Genomic DNA, 21,923 nt, shown 5'->3' with positions numbered 1-21,923 from the left:
GGTGTGACGGTCACGAGATGGTGATCTCTTTGGCGAAGTCGGCTGCTTCGAGACGGCTCTTGACCCAGTTGAGGTAGCGGGCCGCGTCGGCGCCGTCGACGATCCGGTGGTCGTACGACAGGGCGAGGTACGCGATCGACCGCAGCGCGATGGTCTCGTTGCCCTCGGCGTCGCGGACGGCCGCGGGACGGCTTACGACGGCGCCGGTGCCCAGGATGGCCGATTGGGGGTGGTTGATGATTGGGGTGTCGAACAGTGCCCCGCGGCTGCCGGTGTTGGTGATCGTGAAGGTGCCCCCCGACATGTCGTCCAGCGACGCCGTTCCGTCACGGGTGCGGCTGGCGAGGTCGTCGATGGCGCGCGCGAGTTCGGCAAGGCTTTTCGCACCGGCGTGCTTGATCACGGGGACGTACAGGCCCTTGTCGGTGTCGACGGCGATGCCGAGATGCTCGGCGTCGGGGAAGGTGACCGTGCCTTCCTCGAGGTTCAGGGTCGAGTTGACCAGAGGGTAGATCTGCAGGGCCTCGACGGCCGCCTTGGCGAAGAAGGGAAGGAAGGAGAGCTTGACGCCCTCGCGGTGCGCGAAGGCCGCCTTGTGCTGGTCGCGCAACGCGGCGATGCCGGTGACGTCCACCTCGACCACCGTGGTCAGCTGGGCCGAACCCTGCAGTGACTCCATCATGCGGCGAGCGATGGTCTTTCTCAGCCGGGTGAGCTTCGCTGTGGTCCCGCGCAGGGGCGAAGGCGTGAAGCTGGGCGCGATGGTCATCGTACTCTTCCTGGTCAGTGGGCTAGGCGTGGCTGTGCAGCGGCTCACCGATCACCCTCCTGCCGACCCTCGATGGTGTCTTTCCTAGTCGCGGGGGATCAGGACCTCGCCCGATCCCTTGGCCTGGACCTCGCCCCGCTGGTTCGTCATCACGTAGTCGAGATGGATCTTGCCCATGGCAGGGTCGACATCGTGCGACTTGTCGGTGACCGTGGCGCGCAGGTAGGTGACGTCGCCTGACAGGGCGGGGCCGCGGTACTGGGTGTTGGTGTGGTGGACGAACCCCCACTCGCCGGCCCAGGAGCTGAGGTAGTCGAGCACCCAGGCGCCCATGGAAGCGCCGTACCCGTAGGGGCGCGGCATGCCGATGCGCTTGGCGTACTTCGCGTTCAGGTGGCCTCGCGCGGCGCCGTAGTAGGCGCCGTCGGCGAACTCCGGGTCCCAGCCGACCAGCTCCTCGTTGACCGACATCTCGGCCGTCCAGCCGCTGTTTCCCGGGTCCGCCAGCTGCTTGCGCCACGCCGTGTTCCAGCCGGTCATGGAGTAGGCGCGCCACTCGGTCGTGAACGAGATGACGCTGTGCGGTCCGATGACCTTGGTGGGGAGTTCGTCGCCCACCTGGACCCCATCCCAGCTTCGCCGGTCATGGCCTAGCGCGATGATCGAGGAAACGTAGTCGTGCTTCTCCTTGGTGATGCGTGCCAGGTCGTCGTCACTCCAGTCGGTCTCCTCGTCGTGCTCGTCGAAAGCGGCCGTCGCTCGCGCCGCCGCGGGCTGGTAGCGGATCGCGGATGAGCGCTGGATCGCGATCCGCTCGCCGCGCTGGTTCACGTAGTGGTTGTCGCCGCGCTGGACGACGGTCGGCCCGGCGAACTTCGTCGTCGTCTTGCGGTAGTCGAAGACCATCTGGTCGATGGTGACGCGGTCCCCCGGGAAGATTCGCGGCCCGAAGAACCACCACTCGTCGCCGGCGAAGAGCATGTGCGACTCCGGGATGTGGCCTTGGGTTGAGGGCCGGGCGCCGTGTCCCGCCTCGCAGACCACGGTGAAGGACTGCGGGGCAACGATCTGGCCGAAACGGCTCGCCGCGGCGTATTCCGGGTTGTAGTACAGCGGGTTCGGATGGTGCATCGCCTGCGCCCACCGGCGGATGTCGTTGAGCTGGATCGGTTCGACCAGGCCGCTCTGGCTGAGCGGGACGCCGACCCAACGGTCAATGTCGGACGTGTCGAGTTCCTCGGCCATGGGTGCCTCCTCACCTCACCGCGGCGGACGGCCGCGATTATTTGACAATTCCCGAAATGAACGTACGGGCGATGACGGCGCTCGCTAGACGCGTGTCGAGCGCTCGCCCCGGACTCTCTCCAGGAGGTCAGGGACGAAATAGTCGAATACGTCGGTACGCAGGTCGTAGTGGTAGAAGCGACCCTCCTTGCGGATGTTGATCAGGCCCGCTTCGTAAAGGATCTTGATGTGGTACGAGATCGTCGACTTGGAGATGGGCAACCGCTCCTCCAGATGGGTGCAGGCGCAGCGGCCTTCGTCGTCGAAGAGGGAGAGGATCTCAAGCCGCAGCGGCTCGGAGAGCGCGCGGAAGATGCTGATGTACTGGGCTTCCTGCGACTTCTCCAGGGGAGACTGTTTCGGGGCGGCATTGACTCGAGGCATTTTCCTTATCCAGTCATGGTTTTTGTCCGCCCAACTCTATCATGTTTCTAGATCTATGGATTCATGCAAACCCTCGACTCTGGAGCATGTTCAGCTCAGCTCTCGCGCTTGGGAGAGCTGAGTGAGATTCGCCGCCAAGGCGCCGTGTCGATCGAAGAGGGGGCCCCGCCCAATGGTCGGCGTGTACATTTCCAGTAACATCGAAGTGTAGTCGAATTGCCTGATGGACTCAACCTGAGATGCCGACCTGCGCACACCCCACGACTGGCTTCCGGAGCCGGGGCCTGCGACGCGAACCTTCGTGTCCCAGCTCGTGGAAGCGATGGCCTGTCGATCTCTTGACATGTTGAAGTAGGTTACGAATGATGCTTCGGGAACTATAGAAGTATACGAGGAGCCCAACTTGCCGAGCCAACGATCTCAAGCGTGCACATGCGGCGCGCGGATACGAAGAGCGTGACAGTCGTGACCTTGCAGCAGATTCACGTCGACCCGGACCTGACGTTCCCGGTATTTCTGCGCGCGATCACCGAGCAGCACGGGGACCGTACCGCGCTTGTCTTCGGTGACGAGAGCTGGACGTACCGCCGTCTCTACGAGGAGGTCACCAAGTTCGAGGCGGCGCTCATCGGCCTCGGCGCCGGAAAGGGGACGCGGGTCGCCCTCCTCATGGGTGGACGGCCGGAGTGGGTGGTCGCCTGCTTCGCGACGATGTCGATCGGCGCGGTGTGCATTCCGCTGAGCACGTACGAGCCGGCGGTCAAGCGGCACCAGCTGCTGCGGCACGCGGACGCCTCGATCCTGATCCTGCAGGATCGCCTGCTCCGGCATGCCTACCTCGACGACCTGGTGGAGGCGTTCCCCGGGCTGGCCGGTTCCGAACCGTTCTACGACCCGCGGCTCCCGTACCTGCGCCATGTGGTGCACGTCGGGGACGGCGCCGTCGGTGGGCAGGTCATCGGGTGGGACGACCTGCTCGCACGGGCCCCCGGTCTATCTCCTGAGTACCTGCGGGCTCTTGAAGATGAGATCCACCCGACCGACGACTCCCTCGTCATCTATACCTCCGGCACGTCGGGACCGTCGAAGGGGGTCATTCACACCCACCGGAGCGTGCGGGTCCAATTCGACCGGCTGCCGGACATGTTCAGCCTTCGCCCGGATGACGTGATCTGGGGGACCTATCCGCTGTTCTGGAGCGCGGGAGTCGCTTGGGTGCTCGGCTCGGCCATCGCGTCCGGCGCCACCTTGGTGATGCAGGAGTGGTTCGACCCGGCCGAGGCGGTCCGCCTGATCGAAAAGTGCGGGATCACGGTCATCCATGTGACGCCGCCACAGCTCACGCAGATTGAGGAGGTGCTGGACGAGAACCCCGCCGACCTGTCCTCGCTCCGGATCTTCCCGCGGGCGGCGCTGGCCGGTTACACCGACCTGCCGCCCGACCGTCCGTTCGGCGGCGCCTCGCTGGGGCTGACCGAGGCGCTCACCTTGGCCGCCGCAATCCCCTGGGACTCGCCCGTGGAGCTGCGTACCAGCACCCACGGCCGGCCGCTCCCGGGGATGAGGTTCAAGATCGTCGACCAGGAGACGGGCGAGGAGCTCCCACCGAACACGTTCGGGGAGATCGTCTTCAAGGGCACCGGCCTGATGCGCGGCTACCACAAGGTGTTCCCGGAGGACTACCTGGATGCCGAGGGCTTCTACCACACCAATGACGGCGGCTACCTGGACGAGGACGGCTACCTTCACTGGACGGGCCGGATGTCCGCGATCATCCGTACCAATGCGGCCAATGTGTCTCCGGGCGAGGTCGAGTCCGCGCTCTACGAGAACCCCGATGTCCGGATCACCTCCGTGATCGGCGTGCCGGACGCGGCCGTCGGCGAGGCCATCGTGGCCGTGGTCGTGCCCCGTGACGGCGCCAGCCTCACCGAGGACGGTGTGAAGGCCTACCTCAAGGACCGCCTGGCAAGCTACAAGATCCCGAGGCAGATCTTCTTCGTCGAGGAGTCCGACCTCCAGATGACGGCGACGAGCAAGCCGGTCCTCAGCCACGTCAAAGCACTCGTGGACGCCCGGCTGAGCGGGTCGAAGGTCGGTTACTAATGGAAAGGTTGCTAAATGGACTGCCACTACGGTCCTGACCAGGCACGACAGTGGGGTGGCAGTCTGCTGAGCAGGTTTCCCGTCAGTAGGACCAGGCTGACGCGGAGCGGGCCGAGCTGATGGTCGCCGAGGCCGGGTCCGCGCCGGAACCCACGCCCGGGCTCTTGGCGCGGGTTCTCGCCAAGCTGCCACAGACGGGTGCGCTGAGCAGCCTCCGTCACCAGTCCTACTTCCTGCTGTGGTCGACCTTCCTGTTAACCCAAGGAGGCTTCTGGGTCTCCAATGTGTCGATGCAGTGGCTCGTATCGAGGCTCTCGGGCAACGACGAGTTCATGTTGGGGCTGCTCTACTTCTTCAATCTTTGCCCGCTGCTGTTCTTCGCGCCGTACGCCGGAACGCTCGTCGACCGGTTCGAGCGTAAGCGCATCGTGGTCATGGCCCAGGCCCTCATCGGCTTGCTCTCACTGGCGCTCGTGTTCGTGCTCAGCATGCTGGGGGACCGGGTAGGCGTCGCGGTGGTTTTCGCGTTCGCGTTCGGTCTCGGCACCCTGCAGGCCCTCAACGCGCCGGCGAGTTCGGCGGTGATGGTCAATTCTGTCCCGCCGGCCGACGTCGCGAGTTCCGTCGCGCTCCAGTCCGTGGGGCTGAACCTCTCCAGGATCGCCGGTCCGGCGCTCGCCACTCCACTCCTTGTCGCATGGGGCGCCCGCCCTTCGTTCGGGGTGTTCGCCGCCACCAGCCTGTTGAGTTCGGCGATCGTCTCACGGGCGAGGATTCGGCCGATCAAGCTGGCGCGCGATGAGGCGTCGGCGCTGCGGCGGATCGCGGAGGGCATCCGCATAGCCCGGGAGCGGCCACCGGCCCTGCTCGCCCTGCTCGTGACCTCCGTCTGCGCGCTCTTCGCCTCGGCGTACGTCTCCCAGCTTCCCGTGTTCGCGTACACGATCCTCGGCGGGGACGACACCACATTCACCCTTCTCCTTGTGCTGACCGGAGTGGGGGCCGCGGTCGGCGCGCTCACAACGAGCTCACGCCGCACGCTCCTCAGCCTTCGAGCGATCGCCCTGCGCATGCTTCTCATGGCGCTCGCCCTGATGGCGTTCGCGGCGTCACCCTACTTGCCCCTGTCCCTGGGGCTTTCCGCGCTGGTCGCGGGCTGCAACTTCTCGGTCATGACCTCGCTCCAGACGACGTTGCACTACGTCGCGCCGGAACATGCGCGGGGTCGCATCACGAGCCTGTACATCGTGGCGTGGGGAGGCCTCGTCCCCATCGGAGCGCTGGTGCTCGGCGCGACGGGGAGCTTGATCGGCGCACCGGCCGCGGTCGCGTGCTCGGCCGGCGTCGCGGCGGTCTTCGCCGCCTTCGTGGCGGCGACCGGTCCTCGCGAGGCGCCCGGCTACTCGGGCGAGTGAATCTTCGTAACTACCTTTCTGAGGAACCATGTCCGCCGAACCCGAAATACGTTCCGAATCCTCAGCGGCGACAGGATGGCAGTACGTCCGACTCGTACTGCTTCTCGGCTGCCTGACCGCCCTGCCGCCGCTGAGCGTCGATCTCTACCTCCCGGCGTTGCCGCAGGTCCGTGACGATCTGCAGGCGACCGACTCGATGACGCAGCTCACGTTCACCGGGATGCTTCTCGGGATGGGACTCGGCCAGTTGATCGTCGGCCCGCTCTCAGATGCGGTGGGCCGCAGGCCACCGCTGCTGTTCGGTCTGCTCGCCCATGCGAGCGCCTCGCTCCTCTGCGCGGTGGCGCCGAACATCGAGGTGCTCGCGGCGTTGCGGCTCCTCCAAGGGCTCAGCGCGGCCGCGGTATCGGTGGTGATCATGGCTACCATCAGGGACCGGTTCCAGGGCACCGCGATGGCGCGGATAATCTCGCGCAACATGCTCGTGGTCGCGATGGCTCCCATCCTCGCGCCGAGTCTCGGCAGCCAATTACTTCGCTTCACAGACTGGCGCGGGATCTTCGCCACGTTGCTGGTGATCGGTCTCGTGCTCGCCTTGGGCGCGTTCATGTTTCTTGACGAGTCGCTTCCCCGGGAGCGTCGCCGGTCGTCGCGTCCCCGCGCGGTGGCGTCGTCGTATCTTGAGATTCTGCGAGACCGTACCTTCATCTCATTGGCGATGATCGGTGGCCTCACCGCTGCCGCGGTGTTCAGTTACATCGGGGCGTCCTCGTTCGTATTCCAGGACGGCTTCGGTCTCTCGGAGCAGGAGTTCGGCCTGGTCTTCGGGATCAACGCGATACTCTTTCTGGCCGGGGCGCAGTTGAACCCGCTCCTGATCTCCCGGTTCCCCCTGATCAGGGTCATGATGGCCGCCAATCTCGTCGGCCTGCTGGCCGCGCTCAGCGCGGTGGTACTGGCCCTGGGTGAAATCGGCGGGCCAGCCGGTGCGGCGATTCCGATGGGAGTCGTGCTGTTCACCATCGGGATGGTGCTTCCCAATACGCCCGCGCTCGCGCTCCATCGCCATGGCGTGAAAGCCGGACTCGCGGCGGCCGTTCTCGGCTGCCTGCAGTCGGGAACGGGGGGCCTTGTCGCCCCGCTCGTGGGGGCCATCGGGGTCAAGACGGCTCTTCCGCTCAGTCTGGTGATGACCGCAGCACTCGTCCTTGCCGGGGCGCTCCTTCGCCTCACAAGCCGGGACACGAGCGTCTACGAGATCGGCGGCCACAAGTCCTAGGGTCGATTCGATAACTATCGAATCGACAGACCGCTTCTACCACTACGACCTTCGCCGGGAAGTGTTCGACTACTTCGTCCCCCGTTCAATGGATCGTCGTAGTGCCACCGTCGATTACGAAGGTGGTGGCGGTCACGAAGGTGGACTCGTCCGAGGCGAGGTATAGCGCGAAATTGGCGATGTCCTCCGGCTTGCCGATCCGTCCCAGCGGGATCGAGGCGGAGAGCGTCGCGACCAGTTCGGGAGTCAGGTGCTCTTTCAAGACGGGTGTCTCGATGAGACCGGGAGCAATGCTGTTGACGCGGATCCCCAGCGGAGCGCCCTCAGCGGCCAGGGCACGCGTGAATCCCATGACACCGGCCTTCGCGGTGGCATGCGCCACCGTGGGGGTCGTCTTGGAAGCACCTAAACCGGCGCCGGACGCGGTATTGATGATCGAGCCGCCCCCGCGAGCCACGAGGTGGGGCCAGGCCGCCCGGGTCACGTAGAAGACGAGATTCAGGTCGTTGCGCATCGTGAACGCCCACTCGTCCAGCGAGATCTCCGCGAACGGACTGAACTTCTGCGCCGACGCGTTGTTGTAAACGATATCGAGCCCGCCCCACTCGGCCGCGGCCGCTTCGACGAACTCCTCGGCGCTCCTGGGATCGCCCAGGTCCACCGGCGCGGCCGCGAGCATGGTGCCGCCGGCCGCCTCGACCAGTTCCTTTGTCTCCCGGTTTCCCTCGACCTTCAGATCGCAGCCGATCACCATCGCACCCTCACGGGCAAAGATCTCGGCCGCCGCCCTGCCCTGCCCACCACCGGTGCCGGTGATCAGCGCGACCTTGCCATCCAGACGCCCCATGGGAACTCCTTCTTTCGATATTTTTGATATCATAGAATGCGGCACCCACCGGGTACCACCCAGGTCGGCCGATTCAGTCGACCCAGACCCGCTCCCACGTCGCGGCCCCGACGTTTACCGGGTTGATTCCGTGCACGGTCGGAGCCCCGATCACCATGTCATGCTCGTAGGCGAACAGCCGGACCGGAGCGTCTGCCTTGGACAGTTCGGCGCCCACCGCTTTCCATGCCGCCGCCAGCTCGTCCGCATTCGTCGTTCGCCGCGTGGTCTCGAGCGCCTCATCCAGCGTGGGGTTGGAATAGCCGTAGTAGTTCAGGTCCCCGTTGGTGCTGAACGCGCGGAACATACTCTCGGGCGTCTGGCTGTTGGCCGACGAGACGTACGACAGCTGGAAGTCAGACTCCCGCCAGCGTTGCGTCAACACCAGGTTGTCAAGCGGCCGCACGTTCACCGTGAGCCCATTGATCTTGTTGAACTGCGCCCCGATCACTTCGATCGCCTGCTTCGCCACAGGCGCTGTCCCGAAGCCGATGAGCTCGAGTGTGAGACTCGTCTTCCCCGTCTTCGCGAGGTACCCGTCGAACAACCGCTGAGCCTCGGCAAGGTCGAACGCCGGATACTTGACGTTATCCTCCCGGTACGGGCTGTCGGGTGCGTACCAGGAGTCGGGCGCCACATCACCCGGATAGATGGCAGCGGTGAGCTGCGCGTTGTCGAAGGCGTGCATCAGCGCGGCGCGAAGGTCCTTGTCCTTCAGATCCGGGTCCTTCACGTTGAAGCCCAAGGCCGTGCCACCCCAGACCACCATCCGGTGCACGTTGTTGCCCGCGTCCTCAAGCGCCTTCGCGTCCCGTTTGATGTAGGTTCGGTGCACATTGACTTCTCCGGCGCGGAAGGCGTTGATACGCACGTCGTCACCCGGGATCAGCTTGAGCGTGAGCTTGTCGATATAAGGCAGCCCTTTCTCGATGTAGTCAGGATTCCGGGTGTAGCGCAAATATGAGTTCTCCACGAACTGCTCGAGGATGAACGGACCCGCGCCGACCGGCTCTTTCCCGAACGCGTCGCCCTTCTCCTGGATCGCCTTGGGAGAACCAATCATGCCGAGCTCGTACTGCAGCGCCCAGGGGAAGTTGTAGTTCGGTCCTTTCAGCGTGACTTCGATCGTCAGGGGGTCGACTACCTGCCACGTCATCTGCGCCAGCCAATACAGGGCCGGCGAAAGCAGGGCGGGGTTCTTCGCCCGCTCCCAGTTGAACGAGACAGCGTCCGCGTCGTAGGGAGTGCCGTCGGTGAACGTGATGCCGCTCCGCAGCTTGAGGGTCCACACCTTGCCGTCCGGCGACGATTCGAGTGACTCGGCCATCGCCGGCTCGAACTTGTCGTCCTTCGCCACGTAACGCATCAACGAGCCGTAGATCGGCTCGCAGTAGATCCACGCGGTCGGCGTGCCGCATCTTGCGGAGTCCGGGATCGGATTGCTCAGCACCACGCCGGTAACCTCACCCCCGCTTTTGGGGGATCCGTCTCCGACGCTTTCCGCACCGTTCTTGTTCGAAACTCCGCCGCACCCCGCTATAACCGCGGCCATCGCCAACGCGACCACGGCTCGCGGGAGCGCTCGCCGACTTGCCTTCATGCCCTCTCCTTCGGCACTTGCAAATGTATCGAATCGTTGCCCGGAATCAACCTGCCTCGCATGACAACGTCCAACGCGCGCGTGGGCGGAGCACGCGCCTCAAGCGCGTACCCCGCCGCAGACTGCCTGACCAGCCGCACCTCGTAGGGGGTGCGACAGATGCGAGGCCTCGCCCCGCCCCAGCGACCGGTCAGGCCTGGCTATCGATAAATCCGATCTCGGTACCCACCGGATACACCTCTTCGGGCTGGGCGATCCCATGGCGAAGGACACCGCTCACCGCGGCCTCCACCTCCACCTCCACCTTCTCGGTCTCCACCGAGTAGATGTGGTCGCCCGCGGTGACAATGACCCCGTCCTCGACCAGCCACTCGATGAACATGGCCTCGGTCATCGCCATCGACACCTTCGGGATGCTCACGGGAATCCGCTCAGACACGTACCGCTCCCGCCACCTTCTTGACCGCGGCCACGATGTCTCCGGTCCCCAGCGTTACCGCGGCCTCTGACGCGCGCGCCGGGATCGGACTGAACTTGGCGCCGACCCGCACCACCGGCTCAACGAGCTCGTTGAACAGGGCCTCCGTGATCTGCGACGCCACCTCCGCGCCTGGGCCGCCAAATGTGACCGCATGGTGCGCGACGACCGCGCGTCGCGTTTTGGCCACCGACGCGAGGACCGTCTCCAGGTCCAGCGGAAGCAAGGTGCGAAGATCGACGACCTCAGCCTCGATCCCCTCGGCGCTGAGTGCCTCGGCAGCCTCCAGTGCCTCCCACGTGGCGGGGCCGTACGTCACAATCGTGATATCCCGACCTTGGCGTTTGACGTCGGCCTTGCCGATCGGGATGCGGAATCCATCCTCGGTCGGCATCGGACCGCGCTTCCCGTACAGGCGCGACGCCTCCATGAACAGGACCGGGTCCGGGTCGAAGATCGACGAGAGCAGCAGGCCCTTCGCGTCGGCCGGAGTGCTGGGGTACACCACCTTCAGACCCGGGATGTGCATGAACCATCCCTCCAGGGACTGCGAGTGGGTCCCACCGGCGCCCGAGCCTTCGAGCACCACCGCCCGCACCGTGATCGGCGACGTCGTACGACCCGCCGACATATACCTCAACTTGGCCGCGTGGTTGACGATCTGATCCATCGCGATCCCGATGAAGTCCATGATCATGATCTCCGCTACTGGCAGCATGCCCTCAAGGCTGGCGCCCACGGCCGCACCGACGATCGCGGCCTCGGAGATCGGAGTGTTGAGGACACGGTCATGACCGTGCTCCAGGGCCAGGCCGCGCGTCACGGCGTTGACTCCCGCGGCCGGATCGGCCAGGTCCTCACCGAGCAGGAAGACTTGCGCGCTGGTGCGCAGCGCCTCGTCCAGCGCGGAGTTGATGGCCTCGCGGATCGTCGCTTTCTTAGACATTGCCAGCCACCAATCTCTCGGCGTACACGTCCCGCTCGATTTCTGCCGCATCCGGCTGAGGTGCCGCCTTGGCGGCCTCGACCGCCTCGTCGACCTCCTGAGCCGCCCTGGCCTCGATGGCGGCCAGATGTTCCTCCGTGATCTCCGGGTGGCTGAGCAGCGTCTCCCGGAACGTGATCATGGGGTCGTGCTTCTTGGCCTCTTCCAGCTGCTCGGCCGGGATGTACTTCATCTGGTCGCCGGCGTAGTGGCCCTCGAATCGGAAGGTGACGGCCTCCACGAGGGTGGGGCCCTCGCCCGCCCTGGCCCGGTCAACGGCTCCCCGGATGGCCAGGTACGTCGAAACCGGGTCGTTCCCGTCCACCGTGATGCCAGGCATCCCGACCCCTTTGGCCCGGTCCGCCACGTGGGGGATCGCCATCGTCTCCTCCACCGGCGTCATCTCGGCGTAGAGGTTGTTCTGGCAGACGAACACCACCGGCAGCTTCCACGTCGCGGCGAGATTCACCGCCTCGTGGAAGGACCCCGTGTTCGTCGCTCCGTCGCCGAAGGTGACGGCGGTGACGCGATCACTCTTCTGGAACCGAGCGGCCAGGGCCAGTCCGACGCCGACCGGCAGCCCGGAGCCGACGATGCCGGTCGACATCATCAGCCCCTGCTCGGGAGCGGCGATGTGCATCGTCCCGCCCTTGCCTTTGCACGCGCCGACGGATGTCCCGAGCACCTCGCCCGCGATCTCGACCAGCGGAACGCCCTTCGCCACGTGATCATGCAGTCCGCGGTAGGTCGTGATCAGCCGGTCGTCAGGGCGCAAGGCAAGACTGAGTGCTCCGGCGACCGCTTCCTGGCCACGCGCGGGCCAGATGATCGTGGCGAATTCACCGCTGCGCATCCCCTTGAGGATCCGCAACTCCAATGCCTGGGATTTGCACATCACTTCGTACATGCTGCTCAGTTGCGAACTGGTCAGCTGCGCTATGTCACTCATATTCTCCCTGCCGTTTGATGTCCTGCCCTAACCTGTTATGGCCTGGTTGGAGTTGGGTACGTCCTCCGGAACCCGCACGCCCTGCTTGTGCAACACCAAGCCGTCTTTCTTGACCGTCAACCGGCAGGCCAGTCGCACCATCGGGCCTCGCACCCGGGCCACCATCTTCAAGCGCATGGCGTCCAGTTCCTCCGTGCCCGCCGGCACCGCGGACAGCTCGCCATCCACGATCTTCGTGAAGCACGACATGCAGTCCGCCTGGCCCCAGCACTTCGTCGGCCATACGTAGCCCTGTCGCCAAGCGGCCTCGGCTACGGACTCGCCCTCGCGCACCTCGAACCGCACACCCGAAGGCTCAACAGTGACCCACGGCATCATTGGCCCCACTTTCGGAGACGTTTCGACTGGAAATTTCGCCGCGAAAGCGGCTGGGCACGACCGCACCGGTTCGAGCCCAGCCGTCAATCCGAGGTCAGTACTCGGCCGCCAACCGGCGGTCGAGCTCCTCGTGCATGTTGGAGATCGTCAACTCCCACTTCGCCGCCAGCCGAGTTTCGGTGAAGCTCGGCGCCTTGATCCCCTGCTGCATCCGCTCGATGTTGGAGAAGTCCTGCCGTGGGATGAGACCCCAGTGATCCGCGTCATCCTTGTCGAACCTTCCGAGCGACTCGGGCCGTCCCGGCTCGTTGCCCTCGGGGTAGGCCGTCAGCGACCAGACCTCGAACTTGCACTGCTCGGGGTCGTCGTTGTACGGCGTCACCCGGTAGCAGAGGCAGTTGTTGTACATCGGCAGCATCAGATAGTTCGGGAACATGAACACGTCCCCGCCCCACAGCTTGAGGGCCTCCGGACGCCGCTCGTAGGCCGGAATGCCGGCGCTCTCCCAGTACTCGAACAGGGCGTCGACCGTCGCCAGCCCGAACTGCGGGTCCGTCGGGTCGACCTTGCCGGAGACGCTCTCCATGACCCACAGGTCACGCTCGAGGGTCATGGCGTCCTGACCCGACCACAGCACCCGAGCCATCTCCAGGAGGTTGGTCGCGTTCCCGTGGGTGCTTCCCCGCTGGGCGTCACCGCCCTGGAAGAGCCCGTGCCCGTTCACGAACGACTGGTATTCGGGGAGCGAGCGGTTGGTCTCGTCGGCGTCGTCCTGGTTGTGCTGGGTGTACAGCTGGGGGTGTGTCTGCTTGACGTGGTAGCTCTCGAAGAAGGCCTCCTGCGCCAGCTTCCAGTTGCAGTTGAGGACGACTTCCTTCCACCACTTCACCCGCATGTTCCCGACGTTGACATGGTCCAGAATGTCCGCGACCGGGAACAGGGCTTCGCGGAGCGGCCCGGCGTCGCGGTCCATGTTGATCCACACATGCCCGCCCCAGGTGTCGACGAGGCACTCAGGCAGGTCGATCTCGTCCCGGGACAGCACGCCGTCGGAGAAACCTTCCCGGCCGAACACATGCGAGCACTGCCCGTCGGTCTTCCACCGCCACCCGTGGAAGGGGCACACGATCTGACCGCCCGGGAACCGACCGGACCCCTTGCCCAGCTGAGTGCCCCGATGCCGGCACGCATTGTGCAGCGCCTTCACCGAACCGTCGTTCTGGCGCACGAGCAGGAACGACTTTCCCACGATCTCGTACTCCACGAAATCACCCGGGTCCGGGATCTCCTCCTCGCGGCACGCCATCTGCCACACATGCGACCAGAGCTTCTCCTTCTCCAGGTCGTAGAACTCGCGGGAGTAGTAACGCTCCGCCGGCACATGCAGCGAGTCCTTCATGTGGAACGGGACCTTCGAGGTCACCTCCTCGCCGTTCGGCCCGATCGGCGTGACCTTGGCCGGGGTGCTGGTTCGCGGATCAGTGACAGTCATTGTTCTTCCTCCTGTTTTCTCGTCTCGGGCTGACAACTCACTGCGCGGTCTGCTTGTCATCAGTCGTCGCGTACACCGGCTGAGCGGCGGACAGGTGCTCCTCCAGCCGCGTAGTCCATTCGGTACGCACATCGGGCCCTTCGAGGGCGATCAGGCGACGCTCCAACTCGGCCACGATCTCGAGCAGGCCGAGGACGGCCTTGCGGAGCACCAGAGAATCGTTGGCCGCAATGCGGTGGTGATCGATGTCGAGGAGTTTCGCGAGGAGCGCGTCAACGTAGCCCGACTCGCCGCTCACTTCAACGTCTTGGACGGTGCTCGCTCTGAACATACAACTCCTTCTATGATTCTAGAAATATAGATTTAACGTAACGCGGGCTCCAGCTTCGGGCAATGGTCACGCCGACGCGAGTTCGCCTTGCTCAGGAGCAGTCGCGGCTTCCAGGAGCGGGAAGTGGCACGCGGCGAACCGCCCCGGAGCCGCTTCCCGAATCTCGGGTTCTTCTCGCGAGCAGATGTCCTGGACGCGAGGGCACCTCGTCCGGAATCGACACCCACTTGGAGGGTTCGACGGCGACGGAAGATCGCCCGACAGCGCGGCTTCCTGTATGCCCGCTTCCGGGTCAGGCTCGGGGATGGATTGGATCAGGGCGCGGGTGTACGGGTGGAGCGGCGCGGCGAACAAGGCGTCGGAGTCGGCCACTTCACAGATCTTGCCTAGGTACATCACCACGACGCGGTCACTGAGGTTCTTGATCACCGCGAGGTCGTGCGCGATGAAGACCATCGTGAGTTCGTATCGCGCCTTCATCTCCTCGAGAAGGTTCATGATCTGCGCCTGCACCGAGACGTCCAGGGCGGACACCGGCTCGTCGCAGATCACCACCTGGGGGTCGAGGACCATGGCGCGAGCGATGGAGATTCGCTGGCATTGGCCCCCCGAGAACTCGTGCGGCCGGCGGTCGGGAGCGGTGTCAGGGTCGAGTCCGACCCGCTCGATGATCGTGCGTACCCGCGTCTCGATCTCGCCTTTGCTCAGCTCGCCGTGGATGCGCAGGCCCTCGGCGATGATGTCCTTGACCCTGCGCAGCGGGTTCAGGGAGGAGATCGGGTCCTGGAAGATCATCTGGAGCTTGTCGCGCCGCCGCCGCAGCGCCGAACCTTTGAGCGCGGTGACCTCGACGCCGTCGACCAGGACCGAACCCGATGTCGGCGGAGGCAGCTGCATGATCGCTTTGGCCACGCTCGACTTTCCGCAACCAGACTCGCCGACGAGCCCTACGGTCTCGCCTCGGCGCGCGTCGAAACTCACATCGGAGACAGCGAACACGCGTTCGCCGCGCCGCCCGACGTACTCGACGGTCAGGTTGCGTACGTCCAGGACCACGTCGTCGCTGGCACGAAGGTGGGCAGTACCGCTACCGGCCATCAGTTGACTCCCCTGCGTTCACGGCGGTGCCCGCTGCGTTGACGCCGGCCTTGATGTTGTTCTCTCGTGCCGCGTCGCCGGCCGGAGTTCCCAGCGGGAAGAAGCAGGCCGACGCGTGGGCGGGATCGATCGGTGTGGGCTCCAGGACAGGGGTCTCGCTGAGGCAGCGCGGCTGCGCCGACGGACATCTCGGTGCGAAGCCGCACGCTTGCGGTGGATCGATCAGCACAGGTGGGCGGCCCGGGATCGAGGCCAGCCGGGTGTGGCTGGGGTGGGAGATCCGGGGGATCGCGTCGATGAGCGCCCGCGTGTACGGATGCCGCATGTTCGAGAACAGCCGCTTGGTGGGCGCCTTCTCGACGATCCGCCCGGCGTACATCACGGCGATCGAGTCGGCTCGTCCCGCGACCACCCCGAGGTCGTGGGTGATGAGCACCATGCCCATGCCCGAGTCCGCCTGCAGCCGCTCGAGGAGGTTGAGGATCTGGTGCTGGACCGTCACATCGAGCGCCGTCGTCGGCTCGTCCGCGATCAGCAGTTCGGGCGAGCAGGAGATCGCGAGGGCGATGGTGACACGCTGGCGCATGCCGCCGGACAGGTTGTGCGGGTACTGCTTGGCGCGCTTGGCCGGCTCCGGGATCCCCACCAGCGTGAGCAGGCGGATCGCCTCCTCCTCGGCCTGATCGCGGCTCAGCCCGAGGTGGAAGCGGAGGGTCTCGGTGAGTTGCGCGCCAACGGTCAGCACCGGTGTGAGCGACGTCATAGGGTCCTGGAAGACCATGGACAGGTCGACACCCCAGAGGTGCTTGTTCTGCTTCGGCGAAACCGTGGCCAGGTCGAGGCCCTTGAGCCGGATCTCGCTTCCCGGAAGAACCCGGGCGCTCGGTGCGAGGATCTTCATGATCGACCGGGAGAGCACGGACTTGCCCGAGCCTGACTCGCCCACGATCCCCAGGGTCTCGCCCGCCCGGAGATCGAGATCGACTCCGTCGACGGCCCGTACCAGGCCACGAGGTGTGTCGAACCAGACCTTCAGGTTTCTCACCTGAAGAAGTAGCCGAGAAGCAGTCCGGGCCTCGATGGTGCTCATAGCGACGACTCCCTGCCGATTCGGCCCCGTGCCCAGTCACCGAGCCTGTTGAACGCGAACACCGTGAGGAAGAAGAACAGCCCGGGGATCATGACGAGATGCGGATGTTCGTTCATCTGGCTGCGGCCGTCGGCGAGCATGCCTCCCCAGCTCGGGGTCGGCGGCGGCACGCCGAGTCCCAGGAAGCTGAGACTTCCCTCCGCCACGACGAGCGCGGCCATCACCACGAGCATCAGCGACATGACCGGGAGCATCACGTTGGCCAGCAGCTCGCGAGTGAGCACCCGGAACGGGCTCGCGCCGAGCGCCTTGGACGCCGTGACGAACTCCCGCTCGGCGAAGGCGATGGTGTTCGCGCGAGCGATACGGGCAAAGTTCGGGATGCCCAGGAGAGCCAAGCCGAGGACGAGGTTCGTCAGGCTCGGTCGCATGGCGGCCACCAGCGCGATGAGGAACATCAGCGGGGGGAACGCCATCAGGAAGTTCACGAACAGCGAGATCGTGGAGTCCACGGCTCCGCGGAAATAACCCGCGGCCATCCCGAAGGCGACACCCACCACCATGGCGAGCGCGGTCGCGCCAAGCCCGACCGCCATGGAGATCCGGGCACCGTAGACGCACCTCGAGAGGATGTCGCGTCCCAGGATGTCGGTGCCCAGAAGATGATCGCCCAAGCCAGGGGTGGCACTGAAGACGTTGCCGATCTCATTGGGATCGGCCAGCGGAAGCCAATCCGCGGTGATCGCCCCGACGACGACAAGCCCGAGCCACACCGCGCCCAGCGGCGCCCCGTAGTCGCGCCGACGCCTTCGCCGCTTGACGACCGGGGCGGCGTCGGCCGACTTCACGGTCGGCGGGACTGACAGGGCGGAGCCCGTGTGACCGACGACATCCGTCATGTCGTAGCCCTCCTCACGCGCGGATCCAGCAGCGGGTACGCCAGATCCACGAGGCTGTTCAGAACCAGATAGATGAGGGCGCTCAGCAGAACGATCGCCTGGACCGTGATGAAGTCGCGGTTGTTGATCGCGATGACGACAAGCGAACCCAGTCCGGGGATCGAGAAGATCATCTCGACGATGACGGCGCCGCCGATGAGCCGGCCGATCACGACGCCGGAGACCGTGACCAGGGAGAATGACGACTGCCGCAACGCGTGACGTACGAGGATCCGCCAGGTCGGAAGGCCGCGCGCCCGAGCCGACAGGACGTGGTCCTGCTGCAGGGTCGCCATCATGTCGCCCTTGAGCAGCCTGATGAACAGAACGCACTCACCGCCGGCCAGGGAGATGACCGGGAGGATGACCGCCCTCAGATGCTGGAACGGATCCTCGCTGAACGGCACCCACCCGACGATGGGCAGCCATCCGAGCTGGACGCCGAACACCCAGACGAGAACGATCGCGAGGACGAATGCCGGGGTCGCCAGCGTCGCGGACGCGATGAACGTCGCGATCCTGTCGACGATCCCGCCGGGGCGGTACGCGCTGTATATCCCGACGGGAATCGCGACCGCGAGCGCGAGCGCCATCGCCAGGACGGCCAGCTCGAGAGAGACTGGAGCCCGCTCGGCGATCGTCGTCGCCACCGGGATCCTGGTCTGCCACGATGTCCCGAGGTCACCGTGGAGGAGATCTCCCAGCCAGGAGACGTATCGCGTCACCAGGGACTGGTCGAACCCGTAGAGTTGGATGAGCTGCTGCCGCATCTCCTCCGTGGCGCCTTCGGGGAGCAGCCCGTCGACCGGATCGCCGGGGATCAGCTCCAGCAGGAGGAACGTTGCGACGCTCACCATGACGAGCAGGAGGACGAACCTCGCCATGGAGAACATCCGCCGTCGGATCAATGTGGTCACGAGATTTTCCTCGCCATCGGTTCGCACCCTTTCTCGCCGCCCGTCCCTGAAGGCGCGGTCGGCGTGTCCCCCCGCGTGTTACTTGTCCACCCACAGGAGTTCCGGCGACGCCGCGTAGAGCGTGACCGGGTTGACTCCGTGCACGTGCTTGGCGGCCAAGATGACGTCCTGCTCATAGGCGAACAGCCGGTTTGGCACGTCCTTGGAGATCTCCGCGCCCACGACCTTCCACGCCTCGGCGACCTCGTTGGCGTCCGTCGAGTGGATCGTCGTGTCCAGCGCCGTGTCGACTCTCGGGTTGGAGTAGCCGTACACATTGAGGTCGCCGCCGGTGTAGAGGGTGCGGTAGACGGTCACCGGGGACTGGCTGATCACCGACGCGTGCACCGAGATCTGGAACTTGCCCTCACGGAACAGCCGGCTGATGACCGCGTTCTCCGTCGGCTTGAGCTCTACGTGGAGGCCATTGATCTTGTTGAGTTGCGCCGCGACGACCTCGCCCACCTGCTTCATGATCGGGGCTGGGCTGTAGGTGAGCATCTCCAAGTCCAGGCTGGTCTTTCCCGTCTTGGCGAGATACGCGTCGAAGAGCCGCTGAGCCTCGGTCAGGTCGAACTTCGGGTACGTCACGGCGGCATCGCGATACGGGCTGTTCTTCGGGAAGAACGCGTCCGGCGGCTCATCACCCGGGTAGGCGGCCGCCGTCAACTGGGGCGCGTTGAACGCGTGCAGAAGAGCCTGGCGCAGGTCCGGGTCTGCGATGATCGGGTCCTTCAGGTTGAAGCCCAGACCGGTGCCGCCGAACAGCGGGATCGCGTGGACTCCGTACCCTTCCGGCTGGAGTTCGCGGCCGAACCGCTTCAGGAAGGTCGCGGTGAGGTCGACCTGGCCGGCCCGCAGCGCGTTCACGCGCTGGTCATCCTGGACCACCGTCGCGTAGGTGATGCGGTCGAGGTACGGCAAGCCCTTCTCGACGTAGCCGGGGTTGCGCTTCAGCTGGATCTGGGAGCCCGGCACCCAGGTGTCCACCACGAACGGGCCCGCGCCGACGGGTTCGGTCGCGAACTTCTCTCCCTTGGCCTTGATCGCGGTCGGCGAACCGATCGAGCCGAGGTCGTACTGCAGGGCCCAGGGGAACTGGTAGTTCGTGCTGGCCAGCGTGATCTCGAGGGTGAGCGGGTCGACGACCTTCCACGTCATCTGGGAGAGCCAATAGCCCGCGAACGACAGCAGGGCCGGGTCCTTCAGCCGCTCCCAATTGAAGGCGACCGCCTCCGCGTCGTAGGGCGTGCCGTCGGTGAATTTGGTCCCGGACCGGAGCTTCAGGGTCCACACCTTGCCGTCCGCGGACTCGAACGACTCCGCCATCGCCGGCTCAAACTTCTGATCCTCGAAGCTGTACCGCGCCAGCGTCCCGTAAAGCGCCGCACAGATGTAGTACGCGCTGCTCGAGCACAGCGCCGAGTCAAGTGAGTTGAGCTGGCCCAGCCTGGACATCGTCAACTCGCCACCCTGACGCGGCGTCCCGTCATTCGGAACACTTCCGCCGCTGGGTTCCGCGGCGCTGCTGCCGCATGCCGCAACTGTTGATGCCGCCACGAGGGCGACCACCATGCGGGATAGCCGTCGACCGACCCTCATATCCCTGCTCCTTTGGTTGGGAACGTGTTTGTACTGATGCCAGGTCGACGCACTTGAACGACGGCTGACCACAGGAATCCGCCCGAAACACCGCTGTAATGCTTGGCCCGACGCTAGGACGGCCGAGGTGTCATGTCAATGCTTCCAAATGTATAGAAGTAGTCACTAAGCTGCGGCGATCTTGAAGCCGAGGTCGGCAGGTCCCGATCAGGGCCGGGGAGCGATCTCGGACGCGAAAAGCCCGAGGTACTCGGCGTTTTCCAAGGGGCGTGCCTCCCGTGGGCGAGATCACTAAGCCGGTCGCACCCACTGCTACATACCGGTTCGAAGTCGTATAGTTCCATAATCATGGAACTATCTGGTTACGCCAAGGGGAGACAGGCGACTCACCCGACGAGAGAAGGGCCCCGTCACATGACAATGACAACCGCGCGCTCAGCGGGATGGCGCTGATGCGAAGCGGGTACGTGCGCCGCGCCAGCAGCCCGAACGCGGTCATCGTGGTCCTGTGCATGGTCGGCATCGTGGCCGCGCTCGGGGGGACCCTGCTCGTTCCGCTGGTGTCGCGCCTTCCCGAGATCTACGACGTCAGCGCCGTGCCGGCCTCCTGGATCATCACGAGCACGCTGCTCGCGGGAGCGCTCGCGACGCCGATCCTCACGCGCCTGGCCGACATGTTCGGAGCGCGCCTGATCATCGTGGCCACGCTGATCGGCCTGGTGCTGGGCTCGTTGCTCCTGGCGATCAGCGACAGTTTCGCGCTGGCCATCGTCGGCCGTTCCCTCCAGGGAGTGGCCGCAGCGCTCGTGCCCGTCGCGATGAGCCTGATGAAGCACGTGCTGCCACCGGAGCGGGTCGGCTTCGGGGTGGCCCTGATGAGTGGGACGCTGGGCGCCGGCTCCGCGCTCGGACTGCCGCTGGCCGGCTTCATGTACACCCATCTGGGCTGGAGTTCGCTGTTCTGGGGGCTCGCGATCCTCGGCGCGCTGCTCGCGTTCCTGGTCTGGACGATGCTGCCCAAGCGCGTGACCGAGTCGAAGCAGTCGATCGACTGGTTCGGGGCGCTGCTCCTCACCGTCGCGCTGACTCCTCTCATTCTCGTGGTCACCCAGGGCAACGTCTGGGGCTGGCTGAGCCGTCCGATCATCGGGCTGACCCTGCTCAGTCTCGTCGCCTTCCTCGCGTGGGTGCCCTGGGAGCGGCGGCAGCGCGATCCCATCGTCCATCTGGGGCTGCTGGTGCTCAGACCGGTCGCCTTGACGAACATCGTCGCGATCATCATCGCGATGGCGATGCTGATCAACCTTTTCCTGGCCGGCCAGCAGTTGGCCGTGCCGGAATTCGTGGCAGGTGGCCTGGGCCTCTCAGCGGATGCGACGGGACTGGTCATGGCGTTCCCGGCCGGTGCGGTGGCGGCCGCGTCGCCCCTCGCCGCCCGGCTGCTGCGTCGCTTCGGTGGTCGTTGGGTGCTCATCGCGGGGGCGTTGTTCATGGCCGCCAGCTACGTGGCCCGGATCCTCCTCGACGGATCGGTGTTCGAGATCGCCCTCGGCGCGGTCCTCGTCTGCGTCGGAACCTGTCTCGCGCTGTCGGCCATGCCGATGATCATCATGGCCGCCGTCCCGTCCGAGCACACCGCGTCCGCCAACGGCATCAACACCCTCTGCCGGATGCTCGGCACGTCGTTGTCCACGGCCGGCATGGCAGCCGTCACCTCGTTCACCGCAGTCACCTTCGACGGGACCGAGTATCCGACCACCGAGACCTACCACCTGCTGTTCTGGGCGTGTGTCGTGCTGTCCATGACAGCGGCACTGCTGACGACCGCGATCCCGCGGCGCGACCGGCTCCCGGACGGACATGGCGGGCTTGTGACCGAATCGGCGACCGCGCCCTGATCGTT

20 protein-coding genes are annotated in these 21,923 nt (G+C 65.5%); 4 read left to right on the top strand and 16 right to left on the bottom strand.

From position 1 onward, the window contains the following. Positions 1 to 10 precede the first annotated feature (10 nt). The 3 genes from Amac_RS10130 to Amac_RS10120 all read right to left on the bottom strand — a co-directional run bounded on the left by Amac_RS10130 (position 11) and on the right by Amac_RS10120 (position 2,437). Positions 11 to 769 (bottom strand): 2-oxo acid dehydrogenase subunit E2, encoded by a 759-nt coding sequence (locus Amac_RS10130; RefSeq protein ID WP_155354056.1) that lies wholly within the window; start codon positions 767 to 769, stop codon positions 11 to 13. An 84-nt stretch (positions 770 to 853) separates the two neighbouring features. Continuing rightward, positions 854 to 2,014, bottom strand: a complete 1,161-nt coding sequence (locus Amac_RS10125) for an FAS1-like dehydratase domain-containing protein (RefSeq protein ID WP_155354055.1) — start codon at positions 2,012 to 2,014, stop codon at positions 854 to 856. A gap of 84 nt (positions 2,015 to 2,098) precedes the next feature. Further along, positions 2,099 to 2,437 (bottom strand): ArsR/SmtB family transcription factor, encoded by a 339-nt coding sequence (locus tag Amac_RS10120; protein ID WP_155354054.1) that lies wholly within the window; start codon positions 2,435 to 2,437, stop codon positions 2,099 to 2,101. A gap of 465 nt (positions 2,438 to 2,902) precedes the next feature. On the opposite strand from Amac_RS10120, the gene Amac_RS10115 reads away from it, so the two are divergent. From Amac_RS10115 to Amac_RS10105, 3 genes are all read left to right on the top strand, one after another. Next, positions 2,903 to 4,543, top strand: a complete 1,641-nt coding sequence (locus Amac_RS10115; protein WP_170322417.1) for a class I adenylate-forming enzyme family protein — start codon at positions 2,903 to 2,905, stop codon at positions 4,541 to 4,543. Positions 4,544 to 4,662: 119 nt separating this feature from the next. Next, positions 4,663 to 5,958 carry an MFS transporter gene (locus tag Amac_RS10110; RefSeq protein ID WP_155354052.1) on the top strand — a complete coding sequence of 432 codons (1,296 nt, stop codon included), beginning with the start codon at positions 4,663 to 4,665 and terminating at the stop codon, positions 5,956 to 5,958. Positions 5,959 to 5,986: 28 nt separating this feature from the next. Next, positions 5,987 to 7,237 (top strand): multidrug effflux MFS transporter, encoded by a 1,251-nt coding sequence (locus tag Amac_RS10105; protein WP_155354051.1) that lies wholly within the window; start codon positions 5,987 to 5,989, stop codon positions 7,235 to 7,237. Positions 7,238 to 7,322: 85 nt separating this feature from the next. Here the strand turns inward: Amac_RS10105 and Amac_RS10100 are convergent, their stop codons facing one another. The 13 genes from Amac_RS10100 to Amac_RS10040 all read right to left on the bottom strand — a co-directional run bounded on the left by Amac_RS10100 (position 7,323) and on the right by Amac_RS10040 (position 19,876). Then, entirely contained in the window at positions 7,323 to 8,084 is a 762-nt protein-coding gene (locus tag Amac_RS10100) for an SDR family NAD(P)-dependent oxidoreductase (RefSeq protein WP_155354050.1), read from the bottom strand. Positions 8,085 to 8,157: 73 nt separating this feature from the next. Further along, positions 8,158 to 9,576: an ABC transporter substrate-binding protein gene (locus tag Amac_RS10095; protein ID WP_170322416.1), complete on the bottom strand. Its 1,419-nt coding sequence runs from the start codon at positions 9,574 to 9,576 to the stop codon at positions 8,158 to 8,160. Between the two features lie 337 nt (positions 9,577 to 9,913). Then, complete coding sequence (locus Amac_RS10090; RefSeq protein ID WP_155354048.1) at positions 9,914 to 10,162, bottom strand: biotin/lipoyl-containing protein; 249 nt, start codon at positions 10,160 to 10,162, stop codon at positions 9,914 to 9,916. Next, positions 10,155 to 11,147 carry an alpha-ketoacid dehydrogenase subunit beta gene (locus Amac_RS10085; RefSeq protein ID WP_155354047.1) on the bottom strand — a complete coding sequence of 331 codons (993 nt, stop codon included), beginning with the start codon at positions 11,145 to 11,147 and terminating at the stop codon, positions 10,155 to 10,157. The genes Amac_RS10090 and Amac_RS10085 overlap by 8 nt, the downstream gene beginning before the upstream one ends. After that, positions 11,140 to 12,135 (bottom strand): thiamine pyrophosphate-dependent dehydrogenase E1 component subunit alpha, encoded by a 996-nt coding sequence (locus Amac_RS10080; RefSeq protein WP_218040991.1) that lies wholly within the window; start codon positions 12,133 to 12,135, stop codon positions 11,140 to 11,142. Before Amac_RS10080 ends, Amac_RS10085 begins: the two co-directional genes overlap by 8 nt. A 27-nt stretch (positions 12,136 to 12,162) precedes the next feature. Then, positions 12,163 to 12,510 carry a 2Fe-2S iron-sulfur cluster-binding protein gene (locus Amac_RS10075; RefSeq protein WP_281356262.1) on the bottom strand — a complete coding sequence of 116 codons (348 nt, stop codon included), beginning with the start codon at positions 12,508 to 12,510 and terminating at the stop codon, positions 12,163 to 12,165. 97 nt (positions 12,511 to 12,607) lie between these two features. Then, positions 12,608 to 14,005, bottom strand: coding sequence for an aromatic ring-hydroxylating oxygenase subunit alpha (locus Amac_RS10070; RefSeq protein ID WP_155354045.1), 1,398 nt, complete (start codon positions 14,003 to 14,005; stop codon positions 12,608 to 12,610). 37 nt (positions 14,006 to 14,042) lie between these two features. Beyond that, positions 14,043 to 14,336 (bottom strand): hypothetical protein, encoded by a 294-nt coding sequence (locus Amac_RS10065; RefSeq protein ID WP_155354044.1) that lies wholly within the window; start codon positions 14,334 to 14,336, stop codon positions 14,043 to 14,045. A gap of 66 nt (positions 14,337 to 14,402) precedes the next feature. Next, positions 14,403 to 15,434, bottom strand: a complete 1,032-nt coding sequence (locus Amac_RS10060) for an ABC transporter ATP-binding protein (protein ID WP_155354043.1) — start codon at positions 15,432 to 15,434, stop codon at positions 14,403 to 14,405. Then, entirely contained in the window at positions 15,424 to 16,479 is a 1,056-nt protein-coding gene (locus Amac_RS10055) for an ABC transporter ATP-binding protein (protein WP_246268208.1), read from the bottom strand. The genes Amac_RS10060 and Amac_RS10055 overlap by 11 nt, the downstream gene beginning before the upstream one ends. A 41-nt stretch (positions 16,480 to 16,520) precedes the next feature. Next, a complete protein-coding gene (locus tag Amac_RS10050) occupies positions 16,521 to 17,423 on the bottom strand; it encodes an ABC transporter permease (protein ID WP_155354041.1) in 903 nt (300 codons plus the stop codon). Then, positions 17,420 to 18,379: an ABC transporter permease gene (locus Amac_RS10045; protein WP_218040990.1), complete on the bottom strand. Its 960-nt coding sequence runs from the start codon at positions 18,377 to 18,379 to the stop codon at positions 17,420 to 17,422. Before Amac_RS10045 ends, Amac_RS10050 begins: the two co-directional genes overlap by 4 nt. A 78-nt stretch (positions 18,380 to 18,457) precedes the next feature. Further along, positions 18,458 to 19,876, bottom strand: a complete 1,419-nt coding sequence (locus Amac_RS10040) for an ABC transporter substrate-binding protein (RefSeq protein ID WP_246268217.1) — start codon at positions 19,874 to 19,876, stop codon at positions 18,458 to 18,460. Between the two features lie 596 nt (positions 19,877 to 20,472). Between Amac_RS10040 and Amac_RS10035 the strand changes: the two genes are divergently transcribed. Then, the gene (locus tag Amac_RS10035) at positions 20,473 to 21,918 is read left to right on the top strand and encodes an MFS transporter (RefSeq protein WP_170322413.1); all 1,446 of its coding nucleotides are present in this window, start codon (positions 20,473 to 20,475) and stop codon (positions 21,916 to 21,918) included. Positions 21,919 to 21,923 lie beyond the last annotated feature (5 nt).

Source organism: Acrocarpospora macrocephala (assembly GCF_009687865.1).
Taxonomy (GTDB): domain Bacteria; phylum Actinomycetota; class Actinomycetes; order Streptosporangiales; family Streptosporangiaceae; genus Acrocarpospora; species Acrocarpospora macrocephala.
The sequence above is the reverse complement of the archived record's forward strand: the minus strand, read 5'-3'. Positions and strand labels throughout refer to the sequence as shown.

Bases quoted from the DNA above. Each gene is read 5' to 3' on its own strand.
- Amac_RS10085 (WP_155354047.1), bottom strand. From the start codon at position 11,147: ATGTCTAAGAAAGCGACGATCCGCGAGGCCATCAACTCCGCGCTGGAC.
- Amac_RS10120 (WP_155354054.1), bottom strand. From the start codon at position 2,437: ATGCCTCGAGTCAATGCCGCCCCGAAACAGTCTCCCCTGGAGAAGTCG.
- Amac_RS10075 (WP_281356262.1), bottom strand. From the start codon at position 12,510: ATGCCGTGGGTCACTGTTGAGCCTTCGGGTGTGCGGTTCGAGGTGCGC.
- Amac_RS10070 (WP_155354045.1), bottom strand. From the start codon at position 14,005: ATGACTGTCACTGATCCGCGAACCAGCACCCCGGCCAAGGTCACGCCG.
- Amac_RS10080 (WP_218040991.1), bottom strand. From the start codon at position 12,135: ATGAGTGACATAGCGCAGCTGACCAGTTCGCAACTGAGCAGCATGTAC.
- Amac_RS10125 (WP_155354055.1), bottom strand. From the start codon at position 2,014: ATGGCCGAGGAACTCGACACGTCCGACATTGACCGTTGGGTCGGCGTC.
- Amac_RS10130 (WP_155354056.1), bottom strand. From the start codon at position 769: ATGACCATCGCGCCCAGCTTCACGCCTTCGCCCCTGCGCGGGACCACA.
- Amac_RS10035 (WP_170322413.1), top strand. From the start codon at position 20,473: ATGCGAAGCGGGTACGTGCGCCGCGCCAGCAGCCCGAACGCGGTCATC.
- Amac_RS10105 (WP_155354051.1), top strand. From the start codon at position 5,987: ATGTCCGCCGAACCCGAAATACGTTCCGAATCCTCAGCGGCGACAGGA.
- Amac_RS10050 (WP_155354041.1), bottom strand. From the start codon at position 17,423: ATGACGGATGTCGTCGGTCACACGGGCTCCGCCCTGTCAGTCCCGCCG.
- Amac_RS10060 (WP_155354043.1), bottom strand. From the start codon at position 15,434: ATGGCCGGTAGCGGTACTGCCCACCTTCGTGCCAGCGACGACGTGGTC.
- Amac_RS10110 (WP_155354052.1), top strand. From the start codon at position 4,663: ATGGTCGCCGAGGCCGGGTCCGCGCCGGAACCCACGCCCGGGCTCTTG.
- Amac_RS10100 (WP_155354050.1), bottom strand. From the start codon at position 8,084: ATGGGGCGTCTGGATGGCAAGGTCGCGCTGATCACCGGCACCGGTGGT.
- Amac_RS10065 (WP_155354044.1), bottom strand. From the start codon at position 14,336: ATGTTCAGAGCGAGCACCGTCCAAGACGTTGAAGTGAGCGGCGAGTCG.
- Amac_RS10040 (WP_246268217.1), bottom strand. From the start codon at position 19,876: ATGTCCAGGCTGGGCCAGCTCAACTCACTTGACTCGGCGCTGTGCTCG.